Source organism: Liquorilactobacillus ghanensis DSM 18630 (genome assembly GCF_001435235.1).
Lineage (GTDB): Bacteria > Bacillota > Bacilli > Lactobacillales > Lactobacillaceae > Liquorilactobacillus > Liquorilactobacillus ghanensis.
The window spans coordinates 216,400-241,714 of record NZ_AZGB01000009.1; the positions used below are offsets into that span (position 1 = coordinate 216,400).

The window sequence follows — 25,315 nt, forward strand, 5'->3', positions numbered from 1 at the left end:
GACTTTATTTTGAATGATATGTTGATCAAAACGTTCATTCTCAAGGAAATAGATCATTAGCGAAAACTTACGATCAGGAAGGCTGAAATGATGGATGAACACTTTGAAAATTCAGAAAATATCGTGCAAGCGATGTGTGAATGGATTGAATTTTATAATAATAATAGAATCAGGACAAAGCTAAAAAGCAAGTCACCGGTAAAATACCGAGAACTTGCCAATCAATTAACAGCTTAATTTAGTTGTATAAACTTGTGGATTCACTTTATTCTTCTAGCTATAATAAATTTTTTTAATATGCATTAGAAGATTTGCCGTTATCCACAACTGCTTGAGTTGAAAAAATAAGTGGTACTTCATTCTCATCTCCATTTGTTGTTTCGTATTTTTGAGTACCTCCCCCTAATCCATTTATTATTACTTCATCATCTTCTAAAATATTCCCATTAGTAGGCAAATAAGATTTGCCTACTTCTACCATTACCAACGAATCTGAATCATCATTCATCCATAAAAGAATAACAGTTCCTTTTTTCGAGTTTTGAACTTGCATAACTTGCCCTTGAATCTTAACACCTTTAGCTTCATAATCATCTGGGGTACGAGCCAATTGGTCGAAAGTCACAGACTGATAATCAATTGAACTGTTTGAAGCTGAGCTTGAGTCATCATCAACATCTGATTCATATGAATCGCCAGAATCGCTATTATCATCAGATGTTGAATCACTATCGTAATCATCTTCATAATCATCAAGACTATTAATATAAGACACTTGTTTTGATGTCAAAGTAAGTGTATCAGCTTGAAAATTTTTTTTGAAGTTCTTAATAATTTCAGATGGAATTTCACTATCATTATCTTTTTTATAGTTTGAAATACCCATAATATCAACTTTTACTTTTTTCCCTTTTTTATATGTTGTTCCATCCACAGCTGTAATTGCATCTACATGCATTTTGAATTTTCCGTTCTTTGCTTTTGGCCATTTATCAGAATCAGAAGTAGCAGATGCATTTTCTTTATCTGAGCTTGTAGCTGAAACAGCAATTATTTTAGTTCCATCAGGAGCACTAGTTGTGCCACTTACAATCCAATCGCCATCAGAAGTAGATCTAACTTTTGTAATTTTAGTACTGTATATCGTACGATCGCCAGATTTTGTACTTTTTGAACTGCATGCTGCAATAAATAAACTAGAAAACAAAACGAATAAAATAACAGTAAAACTTTTCTTCAAAAAAATTACCCCCAAATTTAAGATAATCTTAATATATCATATTCCCCTTTTAAAAAAAATACCGTTTCCATTAAAAATATTTCATCCCCTTTAAAATCTTATTTTTTTGTTTTTTTACTTAAAATGTAAATAAAAAAGCACTCTAACAATCCCTATTAAAAGTACTTTTTTAAAAAATTATAATTAAAATGTTATCAAGTTGCAGATAAACTGCTTATATAAACTTCTACAAAAAATCAACTTGCGTCTTAGAATCATATCTGGTTGTTTCCAATGGCTTTTCAGCTGCTTTCCCAATAGCAACTCCCATAATCGGAATATAGCGTTTAGGATCAAGTCTTAGCGTTGAGATGATTGCTTTAAAGTCAACACCCGAAAAAGCATTGGCATCATAACCATGGGCGCGCGCTAATAATAATAATTGCATTGCGACAATTGAACCATCAATCGTTGCATCCAATTGTAAAAACTCAGGAGTAGCATTTTCATACATTGGTAAAAATGTTCCAAAAATTTGGTCCAGTTTTTCCTTAGTTATCTTATGATCATCGTAAACTTTTTGCCAAACTTCCCGATAAACCGTATGTGATTGTGTATCACCAACTACAAAAATAATTGCTGATGCTGTATTAACTTGAGGATAATTAAATTTCAAAACTGCTTTCTTAAACTTTTCTTTTGCTTCTGGAGTATCAATAACCACAAAATGCCATGATTGAAGATTGCAAGCCGACGGAGCAGTTGTTGCCTGGGCAATCATTTCCTGCAGCTCATCTCGATATATCTTTACTTGGGGATCAAAAAGCCGAACTGAATGGCGATTAAAAATTACGTCTGAAAAATTATTGTTGGCCAATTCCTTTTTAAATGTCATTATAGTTTTCCTCCATTTATGATACTTTTAGTTTATTGTGAATATATTAACAAAACAAAATAGTACTATTTAAGGACAACTTCATTATACCCTGACTAGCTTTAAAACGATATTAATTAATTTGATTAGATTTTTTTGAAACAATTAATAACTTTTCGGGATTGAAAACTATTCCAAGCTTGTAGCAAAATTCACAAAAAAGGCGAATACTTTTGAATTGGACAATTTAATTCGCCAAGAAATATTACAAAAGCCCGTAAATAGGCCTTTATTGAGCTGATTTACTCAAAAATATCAAGCTAGTATTATATATAATTGATATTTAAATTTTTGTTCATGCCGGCATAGATGAAGATGCTGGCGGCTATTGGAAATAGTATAGCTACCCTAGAAACACTTACTAACAAGTCTTCGCCGCCGACTGGTAAATTTTTTAAAATAATTATTTATGAATATGTCTACTCTAACGAAGTTGCACAAAATTCTAACTATCTAGAAAAATATTCTGGGATAAAGAAAATCATTTTTTCATTGATGGACATACTGATCAGAACCATGTTGTTCCGCTTTTAAAATACGATACCCAGAAAATTACTTATACTTCATACAAACTTATTCCTCCAAAGTCCTTTTGAAAATCTGCCTTAATTAAATAGTAACAAAAATAGCTCGAGATTAAGTAAACTTGAGCTATTTTTGTAATTTATAAGATTTAATTTAACGAATGGAACAAAAGGCAATTGGCTAGCGAGCATTAACACATCATAAACCAGATAAACCAGATAATCCAGTCTTGTGATTGTCTGATTTATGGAATTAAGTGCTACTAGCTGCCTTTTGACACACATTTCAACACCAGATAGTTCGAGACAACACAACAAGTGTGGGAATTTTAAACTCCCTATTTTCAATGCTCGCAGATATTCTGTGTAGTTTAAATACTACAGTTCACCCGTTAAAAATTGGGCTTTACCATAACCAAAGCTCCAGTTTTCCTTGGTATTTAAAACAATATTGACCATTAGATCTTTTGGATCCACTAATTGATTAGCACCTAATCGTTCAGCCAAAGTTTTATAAAATTTAATTATATCTTCTTTTTTTCGTGGACTACTCGTTATCGAAACAACGACAACTTTCTCAGATCTTTCAAATCCTAGACCTGTATCTTGGATAACCATCTCATAAGGTTCATGTTGGGTTACAATCTGATATCGGTCTCTTTGAGGAACTTTAAAAACATCCACAACTACTGTATGAGTTACATCCAAAATTTGTTTTATTTTCTCTGGTGAACGACCTTTTTGTAAATCAAAGCGTATTAGTGGCATTATATTTTCTCCTTAGTTAAAATTTTTTGTGATTTTAAGCAAAGACAACTTCTTAATTCAAAAATTCAATTTTTACATATACCATTACACTGGTAAAAATCTAAGTAATTAGTTGTTGCTTACTTTATAAAACCATCGTTATCTCCGACTATCTTCGTCAGGTTAACATTTTATTTTTAATAACCACAATAAATCATCACCAATCAAATTGATGTTAAAAATTACCTGCTAATCATTTTCTTTCAACCATTGATCTAGAACCTGAATAAACTCATCATGTTGATCAAGTAATGCTAAGTGGCGACTGTTAGCAAATAAATGCCATTTAGCTCCCGGAATATGATCATAGACCGATTTTGCAATCAAAGGCGTACACAGATCATCTGTTCCATTAGTCACCAAAACTGGTACCTGAATATTTTTAAGCTGTTTAGTCACATCAAAGTCACTAATCGTTCCATTTTCCGTAAACTCGTTCGGCCCCTCAGCAATTAAACTCGCCTTTTTCCCATTTGTTGGTCTTCTTAAAGGTTCCGGCGAATTTTCATCGGGATCATCCCAGCAGTAACGTTCCATATAACGATCATTTGCCGCTAAATATTTAGATCCAGTGAAATTCCCAATCCTTTCAGCTTCAGTAATTGCTTGGCGGTCTTCGTAATTTAAGTATTTAAGCAAACGGTGCTGTTCTTTGACCCAGAGCTTAATTGAGGCTGGGGATCCATTGATCATCACACTCTTAATTCCTTTGGGAGCAAAATTGGTTAAATAATACATTTCCAACATTCCCCCCCAGGACTGGCCTAACAAATGAACTTCATCTAGATGCAAATACTCGCGTAACGCGATTAATTCATGAGCCCAAGTTTCTTTGACATAAATTGATTCATCTTCTGGAATTGATGATTTGCCACAACCAATCTGGTCATACATAATTAATTGCCGACCCGTTTTAGAATAATCATCCATTAATTCAAAATAATTGTGGGAAGATCCGGGTCCTCCATGAATCAATAACAATGGTGCTTTATCTTGATTAGCTTCTCCAACAATCCGAAAATAAGTTTGATATTGATGAAATGGCATATATCCTTCTTGAATCCTCATTTTAGGTCAGTCCTTTTCAATTAGTTTGACTTGTTTGATAAACATTATAATCAGCCCCGCCGATATTTACAGTTTTGACAAATTGATACTGCTTAGATACATTAATGTATTGCGGTAATAAACTTTGTTCTATTAAAATTAAAGATTTCTTTGCAAACTTAGTTACTGGCATAATTTTTTGATAATTCAAAAACTTTTCTTTAGGGAAATCAGCCACACGATATGGATTCTCTTTAGTTTTTTGATATTGATATGGTGATGTCGGGACCGGTGAAAAATCGCGAATGACTAACAGAAATTGGTCCAAATCTGTTGCAAAATAAACCTTCTTGTATTTTTTAGCATTAATATCCATTATGGCTTGACTCGTTGAAACATTCCAACCCGTCCTTAAATATCTAGACTGATTAAAATATTCATGCGTAAAAAATACAAACATACATAAGTAACTTAATAGTATTCCAGACATAATATTTTTGTTCTCACCCTTAATTGTTTCTATTATTCCAATCCCAATTATCAGTAAAACCGGAAAGTGCAAAAACATTAAATGATTAAAATTAGGAATTACTAAAAGTAAAGTTGGAATTGAAGAAATAAATAAGAAAAAGACTAAATAGTCTATTACAGCTCTTCTCTTTAAAATACTTAGTAAGCCTATTATGAAAAATGGCAAAACAAATAAGTAATATGCGCCAAAACCTTGTATGCTGTTCCAGGGAAGATTATCACTACCTACTAACATTATTTTTACAAAACTCTTAATATTTATGAAAATATGAAGCAGAGTTTGATGATGAAAATCAATAAAAGAATCATTTACCCTTCCAAGTGGTAATTTTGGAGATGTCCAAAATAAAATTTTCACTGTATGATTAAGCGATTTGATATTACTCCGAACTGCAAAAATCAAAATCGGTAATATTTCAATTAAAGAACAAGCAGCCGTGATAATGACTTGTTTCCAATTGATTAGTTTCTTTTTTAAAAATAATATATAGATTAATGGAAAAATAAAAGGTAAATATAGCCAAGCAACATTATATGCATAGGCTGTCAATGCGAGCATTAAAAAACCTAATAAATAAAAAATTGACTGAAACAATTCATGCGATTTTCTAGTTGTTCCTAAAAGGATAAAACTTACTCCAATAATTAAAGGAAATGGTGAAATATTGCAATCCATTCCCCAACGTGAAGTCGTCAGCAACCATGGTGAAGAAGCAATCACCAAAATCAGAAACATCACATTTTTAGGTTCATTAAATATTTTTGAAAAAGTAAAGAATAACAACAACAATGTCAAACTGCTAACGATAACAATTGGCATTCTAAAAATAAATAGATGATATCCAAATATCCCCAAGAATGGTCTTGCAAGCAGTGAATACAAAATTGACTGTCCCTGACCTACATAAGATTGTAAGTATACCGGGTTGTGAATCAGATTACTATCAACCCCGTATTTAGCTAATGACCAAGAATCGTACATTCCATGCGACTCATCTAGAAAAACGGCTGGCATATTCTGTAATTGGTATAACAGAAAGGCACAGAATATTTCCAAAATAATAAATATAGCCACAATAAAACGCAAATTCTGCTCTTTCTTTTTTCTTTGATAGTATTTATGACAAATAATAAAATTTAAGCCTGAAAAAATAAAAAAATAAACCAATCTAAGATAAATATACATTTTTCTTCTTACCCTTCATATCAATGTTACTTTAAACCCATTCCTACTAATTTATATTATCACAAAAAATGCAAGCTTTTCTAACTATAAATTATTAAATGACAGAAACTTCAGTATACTTTTTTCACCCCATTTTCTGCCCGCTAAATCTTGGAAATCTTGCCCCAAAAATGCCAACTAAGTTTTTTCATTTGCCAACAATTGCCAGTTTAAAGTTACAGTAAGTAACAAAAAGTCATCCTAGCAACCAATCACAGCGCACAAAAATAGCCTCGGTTTCCTTCAAAGAAACCGGAGCTATTTACTGTTATATCAGCTTTGATTAAAGCTTTGTTTTGTTAACGATATTTAATTTTTCGTCCAAATCGTAAACAACTGGCTGACCAGTAGCCATTTCAACACCCATGATGTCTGCATCAGAAATACCTTCGATGTACTTGGTCAAAGCACGTAATGAGTTACCATGTGCTGCGATAATAACGTTCTTGCCGTCTAATAATTTAGGAGCAATTTCGTCTTCCCAGAATGGGATAACACGTTCCAAAGTAACTTTTAAGTTCTCGCCACCAGGAATAGCACGTGGATCAAGATCAGCGTAACGACGATCTTGTGCTGCTGAACCTTCATCATCAGCACTCAATAATGGTGGTAAAACATCATATGAACGACGCCAAATATGAACTTGTTCATCGCCATACTTTTCAGCAGCTTTAGCCTTGTTCTTGCCCTGTAATGCACCATAATGACGTTCGTTCAAGCGCCATGTCTTAGTTTCAGGAATCCAAAGCTGACCGGATTCTTCCAATGCATAATGTAAAGTTTTGATAGCACGAGTTAATACAGATGTATAAGCTTGATCAAACTGCAGACCTGCTTCTTTAATTTTATGGCCTGCTTCCTTAGCTTCTTCAACACCTTTTTCACTTAGATCAACGTCGACCCAACCGGTGAAAAGGTTCTTCAAATTCCATTCACTTTGTCCGTGACGAATAAATACTAATTTTGTCATAGCTAGCGAAAACCTCTTTCATTATTTATTTGTTTACATTTCATATTTTACAATGAATTTCTGAAAATTGATAGTGCCAACCGCCTGCAACATGTGAAAAAAATCATTACTTTTTAATAACTGATTTCAAGCGTTTAACTGCCAGTTCAATATTAGCCGGTGTTGTTGCCAAATTGATCCGCACAAAACCATCCCCGCCTTGACCGAACCATTTGCCGAAATCAACAGCTAATTTAGCATCATTTTTCATAACTCTTTCCAAATCAGTAGGCGGAATCACCTGACTAAGATCTATCCAAGCTAAATATGTTCCTTCTAATTCAAAAATCTCAATTGCCGGATTCTCAGCCGCCAAATGTGTCTTCAAATAAGTAAAGTTCTGCTTGATAAGCGCCAACATTCCGCTTAACCATTCTGCTCCATTCTCATAAGCTGCTTTAGCTGCTACCTGCCCCATTAAGCTTCCTGCCGGAGACTTGAGCCGTTGAATATAATTATCATAGCGTGTACGTATCTGCGGATTAGGAATAATTAAATGATTATTTTGCAAAGCTGCTAAATTGAAAGTTTTTGAAGCCGAATCAACCATTACCATATTGTCACGGTACAAGCCATTGTCAATTGATAATGCCGAAACAAAGGGCCGTTGTCCAACAATCAAGTCATGATGAATCTCATCGGAAATAAACAAGACTTTATTTTCACGACAAATTTTTAATAATTTGGTCAACTCCGCCTCACTCCAGACCCGACCAACTGGATTGTGTGGTGAACAGTTAATCAATAATTTAACGTGCTGTTGTTTAATTTTCTGTTCGATATCAGTAAAATCCATTTCATAATGATGATCAGCCCGTTTTAATTGTGAAACTACTAATTTCCGCTGATTATTTTCAATAACCTGCATAAAAGGATAATAGACGGGCTGCAAAACCATCACAGCTTCTTGCGGTTCCGTTAAAACATTGATCAACGTGCTTAAAGATTGAACAACACCGGTTCCAAAACGCATCCATTCAGGATGAATTTCAGTTTGGTAGCGCTGCTGCTGCCAATTAATATATGCTTGCTGATAACCACTGACCACTTGCGAATAGCCATAAACACCATGTGCAATTCGAGCTTGTAAAGCCTGGGTCACTGCTTCAGGAACCTTAAATTCAGTATCAGCCACCCACAATGGCAGCAGATCAGTACTGCCGAATTCATTTTGTAAGCCATCCCATTTGAAACAATCTGTGTTATGCCGATCAACAGCATAACGTTCCACAAAATCTTTTACCTTCACTTCGTTTTCTCCTCCTTAGGTTTCTTATAACGCTGTAAGCGGCTGAGATATGCTTTTGTCACTCGAATCGGTTTGACCCCTAGGATATCCAACAAGAAAGTAAAAATCGGAATTCCGACAATTAAGCCCCACATACCAAATAAATGTTCTGCGACAAATAAAACTACAAATGTATAAAAAATCGGTAATTCTGTTTTATTAGACATCAGCTTCGGATTCAAAACATACGACTCTAAAATATGGACTACTAACAGCATGATGATAATATATAAAACATACTTTACACCACCAACTGAATAACCGATCACACTCATCGGAATTGCCGAAATAATTACTCCAGCCACCGGAATCAAACTCATGATAAAAATCAATACCGACAAACTGAACAGCTGCGGCATTTGCATTACCGCCAAACAAATCGTTGTAATTGCCGTATTAACAATGGCAATAATAAACTGTGTTTCAATTACAACACCGAAAGTATTAACAAATTTATCGGCAAAGTAATAGATGTCTTGGAAAAACCATGCATATGGTCCGCTCAAAAAGCCTTGCGAAAAGCTAGTCATCCGATTATTCTCAATGGTAAAGAAAAAGCTGAGAATCAAAGATAACACAAATGTAATTCCCATTGATCCGACCGTCGTTAGATATTTGAGCGCCAATGTCACACCATTCTTCAATTGCGCTGCAATATCTGACGTGCTGATGTAGTTACCAACAAACTTAATAACTCCGTTAGCATCAACTGAGGGCTTTTGGTAAAAATCAATCAAGTATTTGACCATTGCTTCTGTCTGCTTAAAGATTACTGGAAAGTATATAGTAACCGCTAAGTAAAGAGCAGTTACAACTGCCAAATAAATTAAAATCACACCGGCTACCAGCGGTAAATGAATTCTGCGTTTTAAAAGACCAGCTAATTTCAAAACCAAAAAAGTAAAAATAAATGTCAGCAAAATCAAACTCAGTAAACTGCGCATTAAATATAAAACCAAGATAACTATCAGCAGTACCACCGTCCGTCGCAGCCGAACATTATTTAAAAACTTTTGCCAAATCCCCAAAAAATCACCCTTTCCTAATTTAAATCTTGTTCTTATTGTAACAAATTTAAATCCGGATTTACTTATTATTTATAAAAAGCACTTTTCTTGGCTGATTTTAAGTAAAAATAAAGTATTACAGCGTTAACTTTCTGACAAATAATTTTTTCAATGACTGTAAACCTTGGCAAAATGTTTTTCAGCATAACCCTTAACTGATTGTAATCAAAAACTCCTACCTAAACAAAAAGAGTGATTCTGCTAGTTTCACTCTCACAAAATATTTACATTAAGCCGACCAAAAACTCCAATTCAATCTTTATCATAATCGGCTAGTAGCTGGTGCAGATGACGAATTTTTTGTTTTAAAGCCGCCCCAGTATCCGTATCAGCAACTGTTTGACGTTTAAGTTCTTGATTAACGACCCGTTTAGTCGAAATAATATCCGTTCCATTTTTGATCGCATCAGCTTTTGAAGTAAATGGATGGTGTGTAATCAACTGCAGTCCATAGGAGTTATACAGCAGCGTATACCCACCGATGCCGGTTGTCGGCTGATAAGCTTTCGAGTATCCGCCATCAATTACAATCATTTTTTTATTAGCCATAATCGGCTGATGACCTTTTTTAACTGGTGTATGTCCATTAATAATATGGCCTGTTTCGGGATTCAAACCAAATTCTTGCAGCAGTTGTCGACAGAACCATTCTTGATGACGTAATTTGAAATAAGCGTTTTTTTGTTCCGCATGCGTTTTTTCTTCCTTAACAAAATAACGTGCAAAAGTTGCCATAGCATGTTTACCAAATAACGGCGATAATGGTCCCTGCCATAAATACCATGTCCAATCAGTTGCCAAATCATCACGAATTTCTGGATGAGCATAAGCCGTCCGTAATTGCTTTTCAAAGAAATTCAATAACGCTTGTCCAGCATAACTTTCGTGCTGGCATTCAAGAGCCTGCAGATTTCCCTTTTCATCAACTGGAATACACCCATGAAATAGCAAATTACCGTTAGCTGTTTCATACATTTTTCCCTTTTTCATCAAAAACTCCAAATGACGGCGTAATCGGGTAGAACGCCTGAATGAATTCAATAAACCAACTGTTACTGCTTTTTCTTCCGCCGTTAATTCAAAAGGATGGGCATGATCAACTGTAGCAAAACAAGTATTTATCAGTGGATACTTTTCTTCACCAATTTTAACTGTGTTATTTTCCCAATCAATTTGGTCTAATAAACCAACCTCAAAAAGATTCCAATCTGGGTGACGCTGTTTCAATTGTCCTTCAAGCTTGAACTGGATAACTGCTGTTGCCTGCTGCATTTGAGAAATCAACCGCAACTCACTTTCTTTAGGTCTTTTTTCACCTTTTACCATCCGTGGATAAAAAGCAGCCAAATCTTGATAATTGTGCTCTGCATACATTGATAAATGCCGTAAATTAATGCCATAACTGTCTTCAACGATCGACAGATTATTATAGCGCGCGCAAATTCGCAAAAGATTCATCATACATAATGCTGAACCAGATGCAGCACCGATCCAAATGATATCATGATTTCCCCATTGAATATCAACTGAATGGTAGTTAATTAAACGATCCAAAATCTTATCTGGCTGCGGGCCACGATCATAAATATCACCAATCACATGTAAATGATCGACAATTAATCGTTGGATAGTATTGCAGGTTGCAATAATGAATTTATCAGCTTGTCCAAGTTCAAGTAAGTTCTGCAAAATACGATTATAATAATTACGTTTATCCAGTTGTTGCTGGTCAGTATACAGCAGCTCCTCAGTAATATAAACAAAGCTGGGATCCATCGCTTTGCGAACCTTAGACCGCGTATACTTAGTGGCTGATACTTTCAATAACTTTATTACCCGGGAAAAGGTGTCCAGATACCACTGATCAAGTTTTTCACCGGTCATTTGCTGTTTTTGAAAAGCTAATTTATCAGCTGGATAATAAACCAGGGTTGCAAACTCCTGAATACTTTTAGTAGTTAACTTTCCACCAAAATTTTCAAGAATCTTTTGCTTGATATTTCCTGACCCGTTGCGCAGAATATGATCGAACGCAGAAAATTCCCCATGCAGATCACTAACAAAATGCTCGGTTGCTTTGGGTAAATTTAAAATTGCTTCTAAGTTGGTTATTTCAGTGATCACTGCTTGACGAGTAGGAAATTTTTCTTGCAGCAGCTCCTGCGTAAATGACATTTTAAAGCCTCCTTTTTCGAATAACAGCAAATTGGTACAGTAAATAATATACACCTATTACTTAAAATTTCAAATCATAATAAATACGTATTTTCACTTACAAAACATTGATGTAGCTTAGAAATACCCACAAATAATTAAAAATACTAACTTTCACTTATTTAGTTTTTTCACTTGAAACTAGTAGAAATTAATGATATGGTATACCTGTTAACACAGAGGAGCTAAAGGAGGATTTACTAATGAATGATATGATGATTGAACGAACAGAGGCGCGGGCTGAAAAAAGCACTGTTTGGCGTTTGTCCAATAAAGTAAATGGTCATTTTTTGGATGTAGTTTTTGATAAAAACTTGGAGAATCAAATGAAGCGCAAACGCAACTTTTCATTCAATCGTTTTGAATCAGAGCAATTAAATGAATTGCATAAATTGGTCGAGAGAATTAAGGACAACTATTCATTAGTTTTAGATCAAAATGTAATCGGCTTGGATTATTTACCATTGAATGCAGAAGATGCAAAACCATTATTAGCTAAAAAAGACTAGTCTACCGTTTAAAAATAAAAATCTGAAATATACCTACCTATGGTAATCAGTCATACAGATTGAAAATACCAAGTTGTAAAATCTTCAGGATTTTGCGGCTTGGTATTTTTTGGTTTACTTTAATGAAATCACATTATAAAAAATTAACTTCAAATAAAATTAGTGCAAGAAAGTTTTTCTCGCACTAATTCTTAACACTACTTAAAATATATCAGCTTATTTTTCAAATAAAGAATTTGCGGTAGTCTTCAAAATAGTATTTAATTCTTCTATATTCTTCCGACCTTGATCATCCAACCATTGCTTGCCAGCTTCTTTGCCTTCTTTGGCAAACGGTTCGATCGCTCCACGCCATGTTGCCCGACCACAAAGTACTCCATTAAAAGTCGAACCAGTTGTAGCTGCAAATTTCAGTGTTTCCTGGAAAAGCTGGGCACTGACCCCGGCACTTAAGAAAATAAATGGTACATTATTTGTTGCTGCAGTTTGTTCTTTAAAGTAGGCTGTAGCTTCTTCTTTAGTATAAACGGCAGTATTTTCTCCGTTATATCCGGCTACATAAGCCATATTAACCGGAACTTCAACCTTCAAGACATCTACCAGATAACGATCCTTGGCAAATTCTTTAATCATCTCATTAACTTTATGCGGTTTTACTTTGGCATATTCTTTACTCTTCGTGTCAGCAATTTTGGCATCATAAGACATCAACTCCAAGAAAAATGGTAAGCCGGCAGCTGCACTTTCAGCTCCAACCCGTTCAACAAAGGCTTGTTTCTTGCGATTGATTTCTTCTGGTTCATCCACATCGTAGTAAAGCATGAATTTAACTGCATCTGCCCCAGCTTCTTTTAACTTCAAGGCTGACCAATCCGCTAACAAATCCGGCATCCGTCCTGGTGAGGTAGTATCGTAACCGGTCTTTTCATAGGCAATCAGTAACCCGGCATTAGCTGCTCGTTCGTCAGCAGCCGGCAGGCCGTATTCTGGATCCAGCAAAATAGCTGAAGCATAGGGTGTCAGTTCACTGGAAATCAATTTTTTAAATTCAACGATATCTGTTTCATTACTTGGTTTTCCAGCTGCTTGTGCCAGCATTTTTTTAAGTGAACCACGCTGGTCAATCGCCAAAGCCGCAATTACACCGTTTTCATTTGCCAATTTTTTTAAATACTGCTTCTTTTCTGCAACCACATTTAATAAAGCATTCACTGGTTATCTCCCCCTTAATCGTGATAATATCCCTCTGACCATAACTTCATTTCATGATCAAAGAAATGCGGATTATCATGTTGTTTAGCATTATCTTCTTCAACTTGATTAATCTTTTCAATCAACTTTTTGCTTTCAGGTGTTTCGTGATATTCAGCTGCTAAGAAAGCGGCAACAATATCCTCAGCTAGATGTTCACCAACAACCGCACCACCAAAGGAAATAACATTGGCATTCAATTTTTCTTTAGCATATTTTGCTGATGCTACATCGCCGACTAAAGCAGCCCGAATACCAACATTCTTATCAGCGGCAGTTGAAATTCCAACACCGGTTCCACATAGTACTACGCCCAAATCAGCTTTACCATCACGCACCAAATCAGCTACTTTTAAACCATAAATCGGGTAATGCGTCCGCGTATTATCATAGGTGCCAACATCAATCACTTGATGTCCATTAGCTTTTAAAAAATCTGAGATCTGCATTTTTACGCTTGTAACAATATGATCGTTTCCTAGAGCAATAATCATTATCGATTCCCTCCGTCCAAATTATTAGTATTAATACATTTTTTCCAGCATATCCAACCTGATCTGATGACGTCCGCCAGCATAATCAACGCTCAAATATGCTTTTACAATATTTTCAGCTAATTTGGGACCGACGATACCTGCTCCAATCGCAATTGCTTTCGCGCCATTATGCTGTGTAGTCATATGGGCAGTATTTTCTTCAGTAACATTTGCTGTTACCATTCCATGAACTTTGTTGCTTGCCATGGCTGAGCCAACACCATATTCGTCAAACATCACTCCGCGATCAGCTTTTTTAGTCAACACTGTTTGTGCTAATTTAACTGATGAATCAACAAAATCAACTGCTGGTTCTGCTGTTAGATCCAAAACATCGTATCCTTTATCTGTCAAAAATTTTTTGATGTGCTCTTTAAGAGCGAAACCTGCTTTGTCTGCTGCCAATGCAATTTTCATTTCAAATCCTCCATCTCTAAAGTTCTAATCGCTAACAATTATTTCTGTATACTGCTGATAATGCTTAATCTTTTCACCAGCTGCTTCTTTATTAGTTATTAAGCAATCAATATCATACAAATCGTAGAATTTATAAAAGTCATCTTTATTAAGCTTGTGATAATCTGCTACAACGATTTTTTGATTAGCATTATTCAAAGCAATTGCCTGTGAGCTGCCTTCTTCCATACTGGCTGTCATAATACTGTCATTATGGATTCCATTTACACCGATAAAAGCCCGATTAAATTTGAATTGTGATAGGGTTGAACTAGTTAAACCACCAATAAAAGCACCTGAACGTTCACGATAAGTACCGCCAATTAAAGTCAATTCAATTGCCTGATTATCTTTCAAAGTTTCAAAAACCGGTAAACTATTAGTTACTACTCGTAAATCTTGGACTCCCTCAATGTACTTGCACATTAATTCAAGTGTGGTTCCAGGTCCGATATAGACCGTATCGTTATTTTGCAATAACGTCGCAGCCTTGCGAGCAATTGCAATTTTTTCATTGATATGAATCTCTTTTTTCTCAGTATGTGAAAGCTCTGCTGAAGCATTACTCTCAATACTTTGAGCTCCGCCATGAATTCGGATCAATTTACCGCTGGCAGCCAATTCATCCAAATCACGACGAATCGTCATGTCGGAAACATTAACCCGATTAATTAAATCATTTACTGTAACAATTCCTTTTTCATTTACCAATTCTAAAATAGTCATTAAGCGTTCGCGTTTTAACAAGTGCTTTCATCCTCTCATTCAGCTTAAAATTTATACTTTGTTGTTTGTTTTTGTTTGAATAAGCCAAATGCTAGCACTTTGTTAAAAAATAGTCAATAATCGGGCTTTAAACTGTTTACTTTTGTTTAATAATTTGTTTGTATAAAGAACATTTTAAAAATAAAGCCAAGAATTCTCTAAATAAAAATCCTTGGTTTATAAAATTTAATAACTAAATCCCATCACTTTTTTGATCAACATTTTCTTCTAAATCATCTTCAAGTTTAAAATATACAGTCGCTTTTTTTGAATTGTTAACTACGGCATCTGCTAACGTTTCAATTGAATCATAACTGGCGTACATTATTTCTAAAAGAGAGGCTAAATTACACCCTGTAACTACGGCCATGTTTCCTTTTTTGAAGGCTATACTTGAAGTAACTTTAAATGGCGTTCCGCCAAGTAGATCCGTAAAGAACAGATATTGATCATTAGGATTAATTGAAACTATATCTGAAATTTGTTTTTTTAATTGTTCATCCGACATACCTTCTTTAAAATCAATAAAACTCCAATTAGAAGGTATTTTCGTTAACAAATGCAAAGCTCCTTGTAATCCAGAAGCAAATTTCCCATGACCACATATAATTACATGTAAATTCATTGATGCACATCCTTAATTTTTACATCCAACCAATAAAAGACATCAAAATAGCTAAAACAAACGTCACAACAATCAACCAAATAGGATTTACTTTCTTTTTTAATAACCAATAAAGCAAGAAAACAAACGCAAAAGGTAAAATATTAGGAAATATTTTGTCAAGTAATTGTTTCTGTAAACTTATAACACTATTACCTGCCCCAATTTTCAAAGTTAATGACATCTTTACATAAGACGCTATTAACCCACCAATAACAGTTAATCCTAAAATCGAAGCTGCATGAGAAATGACTTTAGAGTTTTCTTGAATAACATCAATTGCTTTAGTTCCTAAGTTGTATCCCAAATGTGCTAGAGGAATTCGGGACCAAAATAGAAATAAATAAACTGCAAAGAATAGTACTGGACCTAAAGCGTTCCCATTTTTGGCAATAGAAGCTGATATTCCTCCAACTATGGGCATAATTGTAAACCAAAAGATTGCATCACCAATACCCGCCATAGGGCCAAACAAAGCGTTCTTCAAACCTTTAATAGTTGTTGGTTCAACATGATCTTCTTCCATTGTTAAAAGTAATCCCATTAATATTGGATAAAGCGGTGGTGAACTATTAATGAATTCCATATTATCGGTCATTACACGCTTTAATCCTTTAGGATCATCTTTATAAATTTTTTCCCAATAAGGTAATTGCGCCCATGTCCAACCCGGAGCATGCATTCTTTCATAACTAAAAGATGCTTGAACTAAGTTTGATCTAATTCCTAACATTGAAATTTCATGATTTGTAAAAATGCTTTTTCTTTTAGAGGGTTTATTTTTCCCCACTTCTGAAGCTTCAGATGCCATCTTGATCATCTCCATTATCGATATCTTTAATCTGCTCTTTCAAGTCGCTGACTTCTCGAGTTCTGAAATACTCTATAGCAGCAAAAACACCACCTATTAATGCAACAGGTAAAACATTTGAAAATGAAATCATACTTGCTATGACAAAACCTAATAATAAGTATGGAAAATATCTTGGTTTTAACATAACTTTTAATAACATTGCAAAACCTACTGCTGGTAAAATTCCCCCTGCTAATTCAAATCCATGAGTTAACCATTGTGGCATTGAATTTACTAAAGCGTGCATAGGTGCTTGAGCAGCGTAAGCACTTAAAAATGCAAATATTCCAAAAGACAAGGTAACTATGATTAAAGGAACAAAATTAAGCCTTTTAAATTTTTGAGCATTTCCTTCAGCAGCATATTTATCAAATTTCGACATAAATAATGAAAATGATGAATAGTAGAACAACAGTATATACTGCATCAACATCGCAAACGGTAATGATAAACCAATTGCAGTCGCAGGAGAAGTATTATTTGTAGCTGCGATTACAACTGTCATAATTCCGCATAGAACTGTATTAGGCGGCTGTGTCCCACCTGCGGGAGTGAGACCTGCAAAAGCGAGTTCAGTCAATCCTCCTGCTATAACTCCTAGTCGTAAATCTCCAAGTATTAAGCCTGTCAATGTACAAACTATAATTGGTCTGAAAATGAAAAATGCTTGCAACCAACAATCAAGGCCCGTAATCATTGCTAGTAAAGCTATTAAAAGGCCTTGAACAAGTGTAATTGTCATAACTACTTCCCCCCTTATTTAAATAAATTTTCATTGACAGGAAACTTTTTATCTCCAGGATAATCTTCAATATACACATCAATTCCGCTGTTACTTAAAAACAAAAGACTCTTGATATCGTTTTCGTCAACATAAACTTTCTTTGTTACTTCCTTTTTCCCTTGAGAAAAATGCATGTTTCCAACATTAATTTCTCTTATTGGCACACCACCTTCTACTAGTTTTCTTGCATCTTCAGGAGTTTTTACTACAATAAATATTTTTTGCCTATCAGCAGCTCGATTTATTATCTTTATTGTTTTTTCTAAAGAAAAGAATCTAATGCCAGCTCCAGAAGAATCCGCTGTTGTCGACATTAATTTCTGTTGTAATGGATTCGATGCTGCTTCATCATTTGCTACTAATATTAAGTTTGCTCCAATCGATTTCGTCCAAGTTACTCCTACCTGTCCATGAACTAATCTATTATCAATTCTAGTTAATAAAATATTCGCACTCATTAATTATCACCTCCTTTCAATTTTTGTTTTTGTTTGTTTTTGTTTCCTTATGTTTAATTGGATTATATAGCTAGCGCTTTCATTTGTCAAACGGTATTTTTTTAAACAATAACAAAATGTTTTAATTGCTGATTTTATTATTAACAAATAAAAACAACATTTTTTTGCATAATAATATATTTGTTATCACTTTCAACTGAAAGCACAAAAAAAGCGCTACTAACAATAATTAGCTTTATTGTTAGTAGCGCTATATCAATTGATTGTTCAAAAATGTTTATCCAACTGCTGATTAACGATCTTCATAACCATTTGGATGTGTTGCATGCCATTTCCAAGCCGTTTCAATAATTTTATGAATATCATCAAACTGCGGCTTCCAACCCAAGATCTTGCGAGCCTTATCTGAAGCAGCAATCAAGGTATCTGGATCACCGGGACGACGTGGAGCTAATTCAGCTGGAATCGGCTTCCCCGTAACTTCACGAGCTGCTTTTAAAATTTCCATGTTTGAAAATCCTGTCGAAGATCCCAAATTAAAGGCAGTACTGTCATGACCTTGTCGTAAATAGTCAACTGCAAGAATGTGTGCATCTGCCAAATCAAATGGATGAACATAATCTCGTACGTTAGTCCCATCGGGGGTGTTATAATCATCACCAAAAATCTGTAATTTAGCACGTGTCCCAGCAGCTACTTGCAAAACAATTGGTAATAAATGGGTTTCTGGATTATGATCTTCACCAATACTACCATCAGGTTTAGCACCAGCTACATTAAAGTAGCGCAGAGCGATAAACTTGATACCATATGCCTGATCAGACCAGTGCATGATCTTTTCCATCATCAATTTGCTTTCGCCATACGGATTAATCGGCTGCTGTGGATCGGTTTCTTTAATCGGCACTTGTTCAGGAATTCCATAAGTTGCTGCTGTTGAAGAAAAGACAATTCGCTTAACCCCAACCTCATTCATAACTTCTAATAATTTGATCATTCCGCTAGTATTGTTGTCAAAATACTTCAACGGTTTTTTCATTGACTCTGCTACTAAAGAAAATGCTGCAAAATGAATCACCGCATCAATTGCCGGATTTTCTTTAAAAACTCGGCGCATGAATGGCTGATCTGCAATATCTCCTTGATAAAATTTAGCTTTGGAATTAACTGCTGCTCGGTGGCCAGTAACCAAACTATCAACGACAACGACATCAGCGTTACGTTCAACAAGTCGGTCAACCGTATGCGAACCGATATAACCAGCTCCTCCTAGAACTAAAATTGCCATAAATAATTCCTCCCTAAGAAATTTACTTTAATCGTAAATTTAAATTACAACTTCCTAAATCAAAAAAGTCTTTCATTTTTAATTTAAAATCCAATTGATGAAATTTCGGCTATTGCCTTTTCCACCCTTGTTATTTTACCAGTTTCTACTGTTAATGGGTAGTTAATGGTAAATTTATTTAATCAACTAACTAGTTTAGCTTGCTATACTTGTAAACGATCTCCGCTGTTTTTGTCTGCCCATCTTTTAAAACAATATCTTCATTCCACTCTGGATGATTTACCGCATCCGGCAAAGACTGCGCCTCTAAAGCAAGTGCATCAAAAATTCCATCACTATTAAGATCAGCACTATAAACCACTAATCCTTTGCGGTTGGAAAAAATTTGAATTTCATCTTTAGTTGCTTGATTAGTTAAAACCGCAACTGGCTGTGTCATTTCTGCAGGTACTACGAATGCATCATCTAACTCACCGCGATTGACTTCTTGCTTGATCGCCCTTAAAGCTGCTCCTAATTCTTGACCATGAGAAAAGTCATATCCAGTCTGCTCCGTTTGGCAGATCCGACCTGTGGGTAATTTAGCTTGATTCAGCTCTAGTCGTTGATTTCCTGGAATTCGCAGCCAATGGTCAGCTAGATTTGTCTGCTCATCATTTAAATTAAAGTAAGCATGGTTAGTTGGATTGAAAATTGTTATTCCCTCAGCTTGACCTGTAAAAGTCATCTTAACCTGATTCAAATTATCAAAACTAACTGTTATTACAACGTTTAAATCATTAGGGAAACCGTCAAATTCATTGGTAATTTTTTTTGAAAAACGCAGCTTAATTTCAGTTTCACTTTCAATCACTTCAGCTGGCCAATTAGTTGAAGCAAAGCCATGCGGCCCACCATGGAGAGTATTCTTATTTTCGTTTTGCGGTAATTGAAATTTTTCCCCTGCTAACACTGCTTTCCCAGCTGAAATCCTACCAGCTACTCGACCAACCGCCTGACACAAATAAGTTGTAGTCCCAAAATAATCCTCCAATTTATTAAAATGTGCCAACAAGTTTTTCCCATTTATTACAAAACTATGCCAAGTAACTGCATAAGAGAGCACTTCAATATAATTTTGATAATCATTAATCAACTTATATTTATACACCGCTTGGCCTTGGTAACTGCCAATTTGACTTTTCTCAATTCGCATAACCTAGCTCCTTTCTTGTTTATTTACATAATTTACAAAATCAGCAAAAGCTCGTTGACCATTAGTATCCGTTTTAAAAACACCAGCATCTTCCAATACACGAACAAAGGTTTTTCCCAGAGCCTGTTTAATTACATCAGCAACATTTTCGGCAGTAATTTTTTCTGCTGAATGCTGCAAAATATCTTTTGTCCATTGAAGATGTTTATCTGCTAGCTGATTCGGTTGATTTAATAAATATTTTTTGACTTCTGCTAATTCTTTTTGGAGTCTCGGCGGCAAAATTGCCAGTCCCATGACCTCAATCAAGCCAATATTTTCTTGTTTAATATTTTGAACATCTGGATGTGGATGAAAAACCCCAGCCGGATATTCTTTCGTACAGTGATTATCGCGTAAAACTAAATCCAGTTCATACTCATCCGCTCTTTTTCGTGCAATCGGTGTAACCGTATGATGCGGTTGATGATTGGAAGAAGCAATCACTGATACTTTTTCATCCGTATATTCTTTCCAACAATTTAAAATTTTGGTCGCCAGCTTTACGATTGCGGCTTTATCTTTTCCTGCCAAACGAATCACCGACATTGGCCAGTTAAGAATCCCAGCTTTAACATTATCAAAGCCGGCAAAATGAATCTGCTGGCTGATAGTTGCTTGATCCATCGCAAATACATGACGCCCACCTTGAAAATGTTCATGGCTCAAGATAGAACCACCGACAATTGGTAAATCAGCATTACTACCGACAAAATAACCCGGAAATAAATCCAGAATTGCTAACAGCCTACTAAAAGTTTTCTGGTCGATCTTCATTAATTGATGGTGTTCATCAACAAAGATACAATGTTCATTAAAGTATGCATACGGTGAATACTGTAATCCCCATGTTTCATCTAACAAATTAAAGCGGATTATCCGGTGATTGCTGCGAGCCGGATATCCCGCTCGGCCTTGATACCCTTCATTAGTAAAGCACAGCTGACACTGTGGGTAACTAGTTGCTTTAACTGCCTGTTGCCGGGCAATATCCCGGGGATCTTTTTCCGGTTTAGACAGATTAATTGTTATTTCCAATTCTCCATAATCGGACTGGTAACGAAAATATTTATTTTTACTAATTTCAGCAGTTTTAATATAGTTACTGCTTTGATCAAGCTGATACAAATATTTTAAAGCAGCATTGACCCCTTGCTGCTGATACTTATCCCAAAAAATTCGATTAATTTCACTTGGAATCGGTACCAAGAAATTCAACAATTCAGTTTTTAAGATATCCTTTTGCCCTGCTGTCAATTCATCTTTACTACCATTTACTAATAAATCAGCCAATTCCAATAAAGATTTATTGGAAAAATCACCTGTTTCATCAAAACCATTAACCAAATTCAGAATTCGATTATATAAATAAATTTGATCTAATTCACTAAAATTTGTCTTCGCAATAATTTGCGCGACAAAAGCCGTAATTAATGTTTTTTTCTCCATCCATTCCACCTGCTTAGTTTAAAGCATTGGTTCCATCAGCTATCTTGGCAACATAAAACGAAGGTGCATAACCAATTGCATTTTGATAAACTTCAGCAACGTTTTTCTTAAATTCAGTTACTGTACCTTCATCAACCAGTGCAATTGCGCAGCCACCAAAACCAGCACCGGTCATTCGTGCTCCCAAGACGCCGGCTTGCTGCCAAGCTGTATGAACTAATGTATCCAGCTCTTTTCCAGTTACTTCATAATCATCTTCTAAAGAAATATGTGAAGCGTTCATTAAATGACCAAATTGTTGCAAATCGCCGTCATCCAATGCCTTTTTAGCCTGCAAAGTCCTTTGATTCTCGAAAACCGCATGCCGTGCTCGTTGCCGATGTGTTTTATTTTTAATTAAATAAGCTGCCTGATCAAATTCGGCAATTGATAGATCTCCTAAAGACTTAATCGCCAATTTTGCCTGTAAATCTTTAAGTGCACTTTCACACTCTTGGCGGCGTTCGTTATATTTTGAATCAGCCAATTCTCTTTTCTTATTTGTATTCATAATAACAATCACATTATTATTCAAATTTAATTTTGCATATGAATATTCAAGTGTATTAGTATCTAAGAGAATCGCTTGGTCCTTTTTGCCCATTCCAACAGCAAATTGATCCATAATTCCAGAATTAACTCCGATATATTCATTTTCAGTTTTTTGACCAAATTTCACCAGATCCAGTGTTGAAACTTCTAAGTTAAATAAAGCTGCAACCATTGCCCCAGTTAACAATTCAATTGAAGCTGATGAAGAAAGCCCCGCACCATCTGGCAGATCACCATTAAAATATAAATCCATCCCTTTATTTACATAATATCCAGCTTGAATCAACTGTGTAATTACGCCCTTAGGATAATTGGTCCAATTGTCCTGCTTAGCAAATTGCAATTGATCCAGATCTTTTTCAATTATTCCCAAATTACTAAAATTTTCAGAATACATTCTAATTTTATGATCTTCTCTAATTCTTGCTGCTCCATAAGTTCCTAAACTAATTGCACAGGGAAATACATGTCCACCATTATAGTCGGTATGTTCTCCAATCAAATTGATTCTTCCTGGTGAAAAGAATGTTTTCTCTGGCTTATTTGTAAAAACTTGCTCAAAACTGCTAATTAATTTTTCTTTTTCCATAATCATTCACCTACTTTATTTATTTACACTTTCAATTCTACTATTTATTTACTAAAAATCAATATATTTTACTTAATAAAATCCAAAAGAAACGTAATGTTATTGAATTCAGTTTCAATGTATTTAAACTGAATATTTAGTTAACACTAATTGCTTATTCGGAATAGATGCTGATAATTTTTATAATCGGATATATAATTATGAAAAATGAGATATTCTAACTTCAGAATTGTATCGGATATTAACTACAAATAAAATTCAATCAATTTAAATAGAAGAAACAAATAATACAAGCAATGTTATTAAACGGTCAATCTATGGATTTAAAAACTTTTAAAATTTTTATTTCAACATTTTAATTTCATTAAAAATAATCACCTAAACTTGAATTCCATCGTCATAAAAAAACTATCTGTTCCGTAGAACAGATAGCCTAACCATTCAATCCTAATTATAAATTAAATACTGTATTTATTAGTACCGCTTGCAGAAAAAGCTCAAGAAACTACTTTTACGAAACAAATTTTCTTTATAATTTTTTACACAAGCTTCCTGTCCTTACCAATATCACAGCTTATGAATACCAATTTACTTTGTTTATCGTATTCAATACATCTCTATAAGTTGGGTATGACCTTTTGCTATCCATTTCTTCAAATCGCTGAAGTTCATAAGAATTGAATTTCGTTGCCAAATAATAGCCACTTAAATATTGTAATAATTTTTCTTTAGCCACTTTTTCAGGATCCTTTTTTTGTGCATCTGATACCAAACAAGAATTCATAACAACATAACCAAATTTTTCTGGATCCAATTTCATTTTTTCACTCATTATTATCACCTTAATTTGTTATATATTTATATTACAAAAGTTAGAGTAGATTATTATTACCCCATAATTTTTCATATTTCATACCTGTTAAATCTTCAACAACTTTTTTGGTATCTGGGGAAACATCTTTCATGCTTCCACCTGACTTCAAGCGACTAATTTCACTTATAAGAATAGCATGATTATCTTTATCTAATTTAAAAAAGTAAGTAGTAATGGTAGCAATCAATAAAAGAACACCAACACCTAAAACAAGCCATAACACTAAACCGTTTAAAGCCGAACCTGTTTGAACTTTTGCACTTGAATTAAAACCACACGCTGATAACACAATACCTGTAACAAATGGAGCGATTGATGAAGTTGACTTGCGAGCAAATGTCATAATACCTGCAAAATCTCCTTCACGTCTTTTACCAGTCATAATTTCATCAACATCAGGGATAAATGTAAAGACTGTCCACGGAACATACCCAGTCCCTGAATTTGAAACTCCCCAAGTAACTTGCAAAACATATAAAAAGATGATCATTTGAACAGTGCCTACGAAAGGTGAAAGATATAATAATCCGTATACTGCAACTGTACCAAACATCATTAAGTACATAATTCTCAACATTTTACTTGGACCAAACTTAGTCATTATCTTAGGCCAAATAAAGTTACATGGAATACCAATAATAGATCCAAAGGTTAATAAATTGGATGCTTCAACCGAATTACTCTTAACAGCATAAACAACAAAGTATACATAAACCGCACTTACAATATCTCTTGCAGTAAAAGTAAATAAATAAATAATTAGATGAAGTACGTAACTTTTTACTCTAAACACAGATCCAATATCTTTTAAAGCATGAAATGGACCGGTTTTTGATTTATCAACAACTGTTTCCGGATCACCTTTTCGTTCCCATGTAGTAAAATAAGTTAGCAAAACTGTTATCATAAAAATAACAGTTAAAGTAATACCATTTGCTAAGAAAGCATCTGGATTATTTTTCCCCATTGCTGCAAAGAATCTTCCTGGAAGCCAAGAAACCAAAAATGTAGCAATTGCCGACCAAATCATACGAGAACTAGTCATTTTTGTACGTACATCATAACTAGTAGTCATTTCGGGAGCTAATGTCTCGAGAGTATAAAATAGTTTGTGTAAATGAATAAAATCCTATTGAAAAGGGAATCCCT

General features: G+C 34.6%; 25 protein-coding genes. 2 read left to right on the forward strand and 23 right to left on the reverse strand.

Annotated elements, in window-relative coordinates; translation table 11 throughout:
• Positions 1-87: 87 nt before the first annotated feature.
• The gene (locus FC89_RS03880; RefSeq protein ID WP_057871234.1) at positions 88-237 is read left to right on the forward strand and encodes an IS3 family transposase; all 150 of its coding nucleotides are present in this window, start codon (positions 88-90) and stop codon (positions 235-237) included.
• A 55-nt stretch (positions 238-292) separates the two neighbouring features.
• Here FC89_RS03880 and FC89_RS03885 read toward each other — a convergent pair whose 3' ends face one another.
• From FC89_RS03885 to FC89_RS03925, 9 genes are all read right to left on the reverse strand, one after another.
• Positions 293-1,240, reverse strand: a complete 948-nt coding sequence (locus FC89_RS03885; protein ID WP_057871235.1) for a hypothetical protein — start codon at positions 1,238-1,240, stop codon at positions 293-295.
• Positions 1,241-1,466: 226 nt separating this feature from the next.
• Complete coding sequence (locus FC89_RS03890) at positions 1,467-2,114, reverse strand: nitroreductase family protein (RefSeq protein WP_057871236.1); 648 nt, start codon at positions 2,112-2,114, stop codon at positions 1,467-1,469.
• 941 nt (positions 2,115-3,055) lie between these two features.
• Positions 3,056-3,445, reverse strand: coding sequence for a tautomerase family protein (locus FC89_RS03895; RefSeq protein ID WP_057871237.1), 390 nt, complete (start codon positions 3,443-3,445; stop codon positions 3,056-3,058).
• A 228-nt stretch (positions 3,446-3,673) separates the two neighbouring features.
• Positions 3,674-4,552 (reverse strand): proline iminopeptidase, encoded by an 879-nt coding sequence (pepI, locus tag FC89_RS03900; protein WP_057871238.1) that lies wholly within the window; start codon positions 4,550-4,552, stop codon positions 3,674-3,676.
• 16 nt (positions 4,553-4,568) lie between these two features.
• Positions 4,569-5,846 (reverse strand): hypothetical protein, encoded by a 1,278-nt coding sequence (locus tag FC89_RS03905; RefSeq protein ID WP_157060647.1) that lies wholly within the window; start codon positions 5,844-5,846, stop codon positions 4,569-4,571.
• A gap of 724 nt (positions 5,847-6,570) precedes the next feature.
• Positions 6,571-7,257, reverse strand: coding sequence for a 2,3-diphosphoglycerate-dependent phosphoglycerate mutase (locus tag FC89_RS03910; protein ID WP_057871240.1), 687 nt, complete (start codon positions 7,255-7,257; stop codon positions 6,571-6,573).
• 106 nt (positions 7,258-7,363) lie between these two features.
• Positions 7,364-8,545, reverse strand: coding sequence for a MalY/PatB family protein (locus tag FC89_RS03915; RefSeq protein WP_057871241.1), 1,182 nt, complete (start codon positions 8,543-8,545; stop codon positions 7,364-7,366).
• Positions 8,542-9,612 (reverse strand): AI-2E family transporter, encoded by a 1,071-nt coding sequence (locus tag FC89_RS03920; protein WP_057871242.1) that lies wholly within the window; start codon positions 9,610-9,612, stop codon positions 8,542-8,544. The genes FC89_RS03915 and FC89_RS03920 overlap by 4 nt, the downstream gene beginning before the upstream one ends.
• A 291-nt stretch (positions 9,613-9,903) precedes the next feature.
• The gene (locus FC89_RS03925; protein ID WP_057871243.1) at positions 9,904-11,826 is read right to left on the reverse strand and encodes a fructose-bisphosphatase class III; all 1,923 of its coding nucleotides are present in this window, start codon (positions 11,824-11,826) and stop codon (positions 9,904-9,906) included.
• Between the two features lie 242 nt (positions 11,827-12,068).
• Here FC89_RS03925 and FC89_RS03930 point away from each other — a divergent pair, with 242 nt between their 5' ends.
• A complete protein-coding gene (locus FC89_RS03930) occupies positions 12,069-12,374 on the forward strand; it encodes a hypothetical protein (protein ID WP_057871244.1) in 306 nt (101 codons plus the stop codon).
• Between the two features lie 216 nt (positions 12,375-12,590).
• On the opposite strand, the gene lacD is transcribed toward FC89_RS03930, so the two are convergent.
• From lacD to FC89_RS04000, 14 genes are all read right to left on the reverse strand, one after another.
• On the reverse strand, positions 12,591-13,568 hold the full coding sequence (gene lacD / locus FC89_RS03935; protein WP_057871267.1) for a tagatose-bisphosphate aldolase: 978 nt from the start codon (positions 13,566-13,568) through the stop codon (positions 12,591-12,593).
• A gap of 32 nt (positions 13,569-13,600) precedes the next feature.
• Positions 13,601-14,119 (reverse strand): galactose-6-phosphate isomerase subunit LacB, encoded by a 519-nt coding sequence (lacB, locus tag FC89_RS03940; RefSeq protein ID WP_057871245.1) that lies wholly within the window; start codon positions 14,117-14,119, stop codon positions 13,601-13,603.
• 30 nt (positions 14,120-14,149) lie between these two features.
• Positions 14,150-14,578 (reverse strand): galactose-6-phosphate isomerase subunit LacA, encoded by a 429-nt coding sequence (gene lacA, locus FC89_RS03945; protein WP_057871246.1) that lies wholly within the window; start codon positions 14,576-14,578, stop codon positions 14,150-14,152.
• Positions 14,579-14,602: 24 nt separating this feature from the next.
• Positions 14,603-15,364, reverse strand: coding sequence for a DeoR/GlpR family DNA-binding transcription regulator (locus tag FC89_RS03950; protein WP_057871247.1), 762 nt, complete (start codon positions 15,362-15,364; stop codon positions 14,603-14,605).
• A gap of 211 nt (positions 15,365-15,575) precedes the next feature.
• The gene (locus FC89_RS03955) at positions 15,576-16,007 is read right to left on the reverse strand and encodes a PTS sugar transporter subunit IIA (RefSeq protein ID WP_057871248.1); all 432 of its coding nucleotides are present in this window, start codon (positions 16,005-16,007) and stop codon (positions 15,576-15,578) included.
• 19 nt (positions 16,008-16,026) lie between these two features.
• Positions 16,027-16,857 carry a PTS galactosamine transporter subunit IID gene (gene agaD, locus FC89_RS03960; protein WP_057871249.1) on the reverse strand — a complete coding sequence of 277 codons (831 nt, stop codon included), beginning with the start codon at positions 16,855-16,857 and terminating at the stop codon, positions 16,027-16,029.
• Positions 16,847-17,641 (reverse strand): PTS galactosamine transporter subunit IIC, encoded by a 795-nt coding sequence (gene agaC / locus FC89_RS03965; protein WP_057871250.1) that lies wholly within the window; start codon positions 17,639-17,641, stop codon positions 16,847-16,849. The genes agaD and agaC overlap by 11 nt, the downstream gene beginning before the upstream one ends.
• Before the next feature lie 14 nt (positions 17,642-17,655).
• A complete protein-coding gene (gene agaB / locus FC89_RS03970) occupies positions 17,656-18,141 on the reverse strand; it encodes a PTS galactosamine transporter subunit IIB (RefSeq protein WP_057871251.1) in 486 nt (161 codons plus the stop codon).
• Positions 18,142-18,433: 292 nt separating this feature from the next.
• Complete coding sequence (gene galE / locus FC89_RS03975) at positions 18,434-19,429, reverse strand: UDP-glucose 4-epimerase GalE (RefSeq protein WP_057871252.1); 996 nt, start codon at positions 19,427-19,429, stop codon at positions 18,434-18,436.
• A gap of 190 nt (positions 19,430-19,619) precedes the next feature.
• Positions 19,620-20,624 (reverse strand): aldose epimerase family protein, encoded by a 1,005-nt coding sequence (locus tag FC89_RS03980; RefSeq protein ID WP_057871253.1) that lies wholly within the window; start codon positions 20,622-20,624, stop codon positions 19,620-19,622.
• 3 nt (positions 20,625-20,627) lie between these two features.
• Positions 20,628-22,112, reverse strand: a complete 1,485-nt coding sequence (gene galT, locus FC89_RS03985) for a UDP-glucose--hexose-1-phosphate uridylyltransferase (RefSeq protein ID WP_057871254.1) — start codon at positions 22,110-22,112, stop codon at positions 20,628-20,630.
• 13 nt (positions 22,113-22,125) lie between these two features.
• Positions 22,126-23,292, reverse strand: a complete 1,167-nt coding sequence (locus FC89_RS03990; RefSeq protein ID WP_057871255.1) for a galactokinase — start codon at positions 23,290-23,292, stop codon at positions 22,126-22,128.
• 574 nt (positions 23,293-23,866) lie between these two features.
• On the reverse strand, positions 23,867-24,124 hold the full coding sequence (locus FC89_RS03995) for a hypothetical protein (protein WP_057871256.1): 258 nt from the start codon (positions 24,122-24,124) through the stop codon (positions 23,867-23,869).
• Positions 24,125-24,164: 40 nt separating this feature from the next.
• Positions 24,165-25,241, reverse strand: a complete 1,077-nt coding sequence (locus tag FC89_RS04000; protein WP_235804374.1) for an MFS transporter — start codon at positions 25,239-25,241, stop codon at positions 24,165-24,167.
• Positions 25,242-25,315 lie beyond the last annotated feature (74 nt).

Bases quoted from the DNA above. Each gene is read 5' to 3' on its own strand.
- agaB (WP_057871251.1), bottom strand. From the start codon at position 18,141: ATGAGTGCGAATATTTTATTAACTAGAATTGATAATAGATTAGTTCAT.
- FC89_RS03930 (WP_057871244.1), top strand. From the start codon at position 12,069: ATGAATGATATGATGATTGAACGAACAGAGGCGCGGGCTGAAAAAAGC.
- pepI (WP_057871238.1), bottom strand. From the start codon at position 4,552: ATGAGGATTCAAGAAGGATATATGCCATTTCATCAATATCAAACTTAT.
- FC89_RS03955 (WP_057871248.1), bottom strand. From the start codon at position 16,007: ATGAATTTACATGTAATTATATGTGGTCATGGGAAATTTGCTTCTGGA.
- FC89_RS03995 (WP_057871256.1), bottom strand. From the start codon at position 24,124: ATGAGTGAAAAAATGAAATTGGATCCAGAAAAATTTGGTTATGTTGTT.
- FC89_RS03910 (WP_057871240.1), bottom strand. From the start codon at position 7,257: ATGACAAAATTAGTATTTATTCGTCACGGACAAAGTGAATGGAATTTG.
- FC89_RS03990 (WP_057871255.1), bottom strand. From the start codon at position 23,292: ATGGAAAAAGAAAAATTAATTAGCAGTTTTGAGCAAGTTTTTACAAAT.
- galE (WP_057871252.1), bottom strand. From the start codon at position 19,429: ATGGCAATTTTAGTTCTAGGAGGAGCTGGTTATATCGGTTCGCATACG.
- agaC (WP_057871250.1), bottom strand. From the start codon at position 17,641: ATGACAATTACACTTGTTCAAGGCCTTTTAATAGCTTTACTAGCAATG.
- FC89_RS03890 (WP_057871236.1), bottom strand. From the start codon at position 2,114: ATGACATTTAAAAAGGAATTGGCCAACAATAATTTTTCAGACGTAATT.
- lacB (WP_057871245.1), bottom strand. From the start codon at position 14,119: ATGATTATTGCTCTAGGAAACGATCATATTGTTACAAGCGTAAAAATG.
- FC89_RS03880 (WP_057871234.1), top strand. From the start codon at position 88: ATGATGGATGAACACTTTGAAAATTCAGAAAATATCGTGCAAGCGATG.
- galT (WP_057871254.1), bottom strand. From the start codon at position 22,112: ATGGAGAAAAAAACATTAATTACGGCTTTTGTCGCGCAAATTATTGCG.
- lacA (WP_057871246.1), bottom strand. From the start codon at position 14,578: ATGAAAATTGCATTGGCAGCAGACAAAGCAGGTTTCGCTCTTAAAGAG.
- FC89_RS03925 (WP_057871243.1), bottom strand. From the start codon at position 11,826: ATGTCATTTACGCAGGAGCTGCTGCAAGAAAAATTTCCTACTCGTCAA.
- agaD (WP_057871249.1), bottom strand. From the start codon at position 16,857: ATGGCATCTGAAGCTTCAGAAGTGGGGAAAAATAAACCCTCTAAAAGA.
- FC89_RS04000 (WP_235804374.1), bottom strand. From the start codon at position 25,241: ATGACTACTAGTTATGATGTACGTACAAAAATGACTAGTTCTCGTATG.
- FC89_RS03895 (WP_057871237.1), bottom strand. From the start codon at position 3,445: ATGCCACTAATACGCTTTGATTTACAAAAAGGTCGTTCACCAGAGAAA.
- FC89_RS03980 (WP_057871253.1), bottom strand. From the start codon at position 20,624: ATGCGAATTGAGAAAAGTCAAATTGGCAGTTACCAAGGCCAAGCGGTG.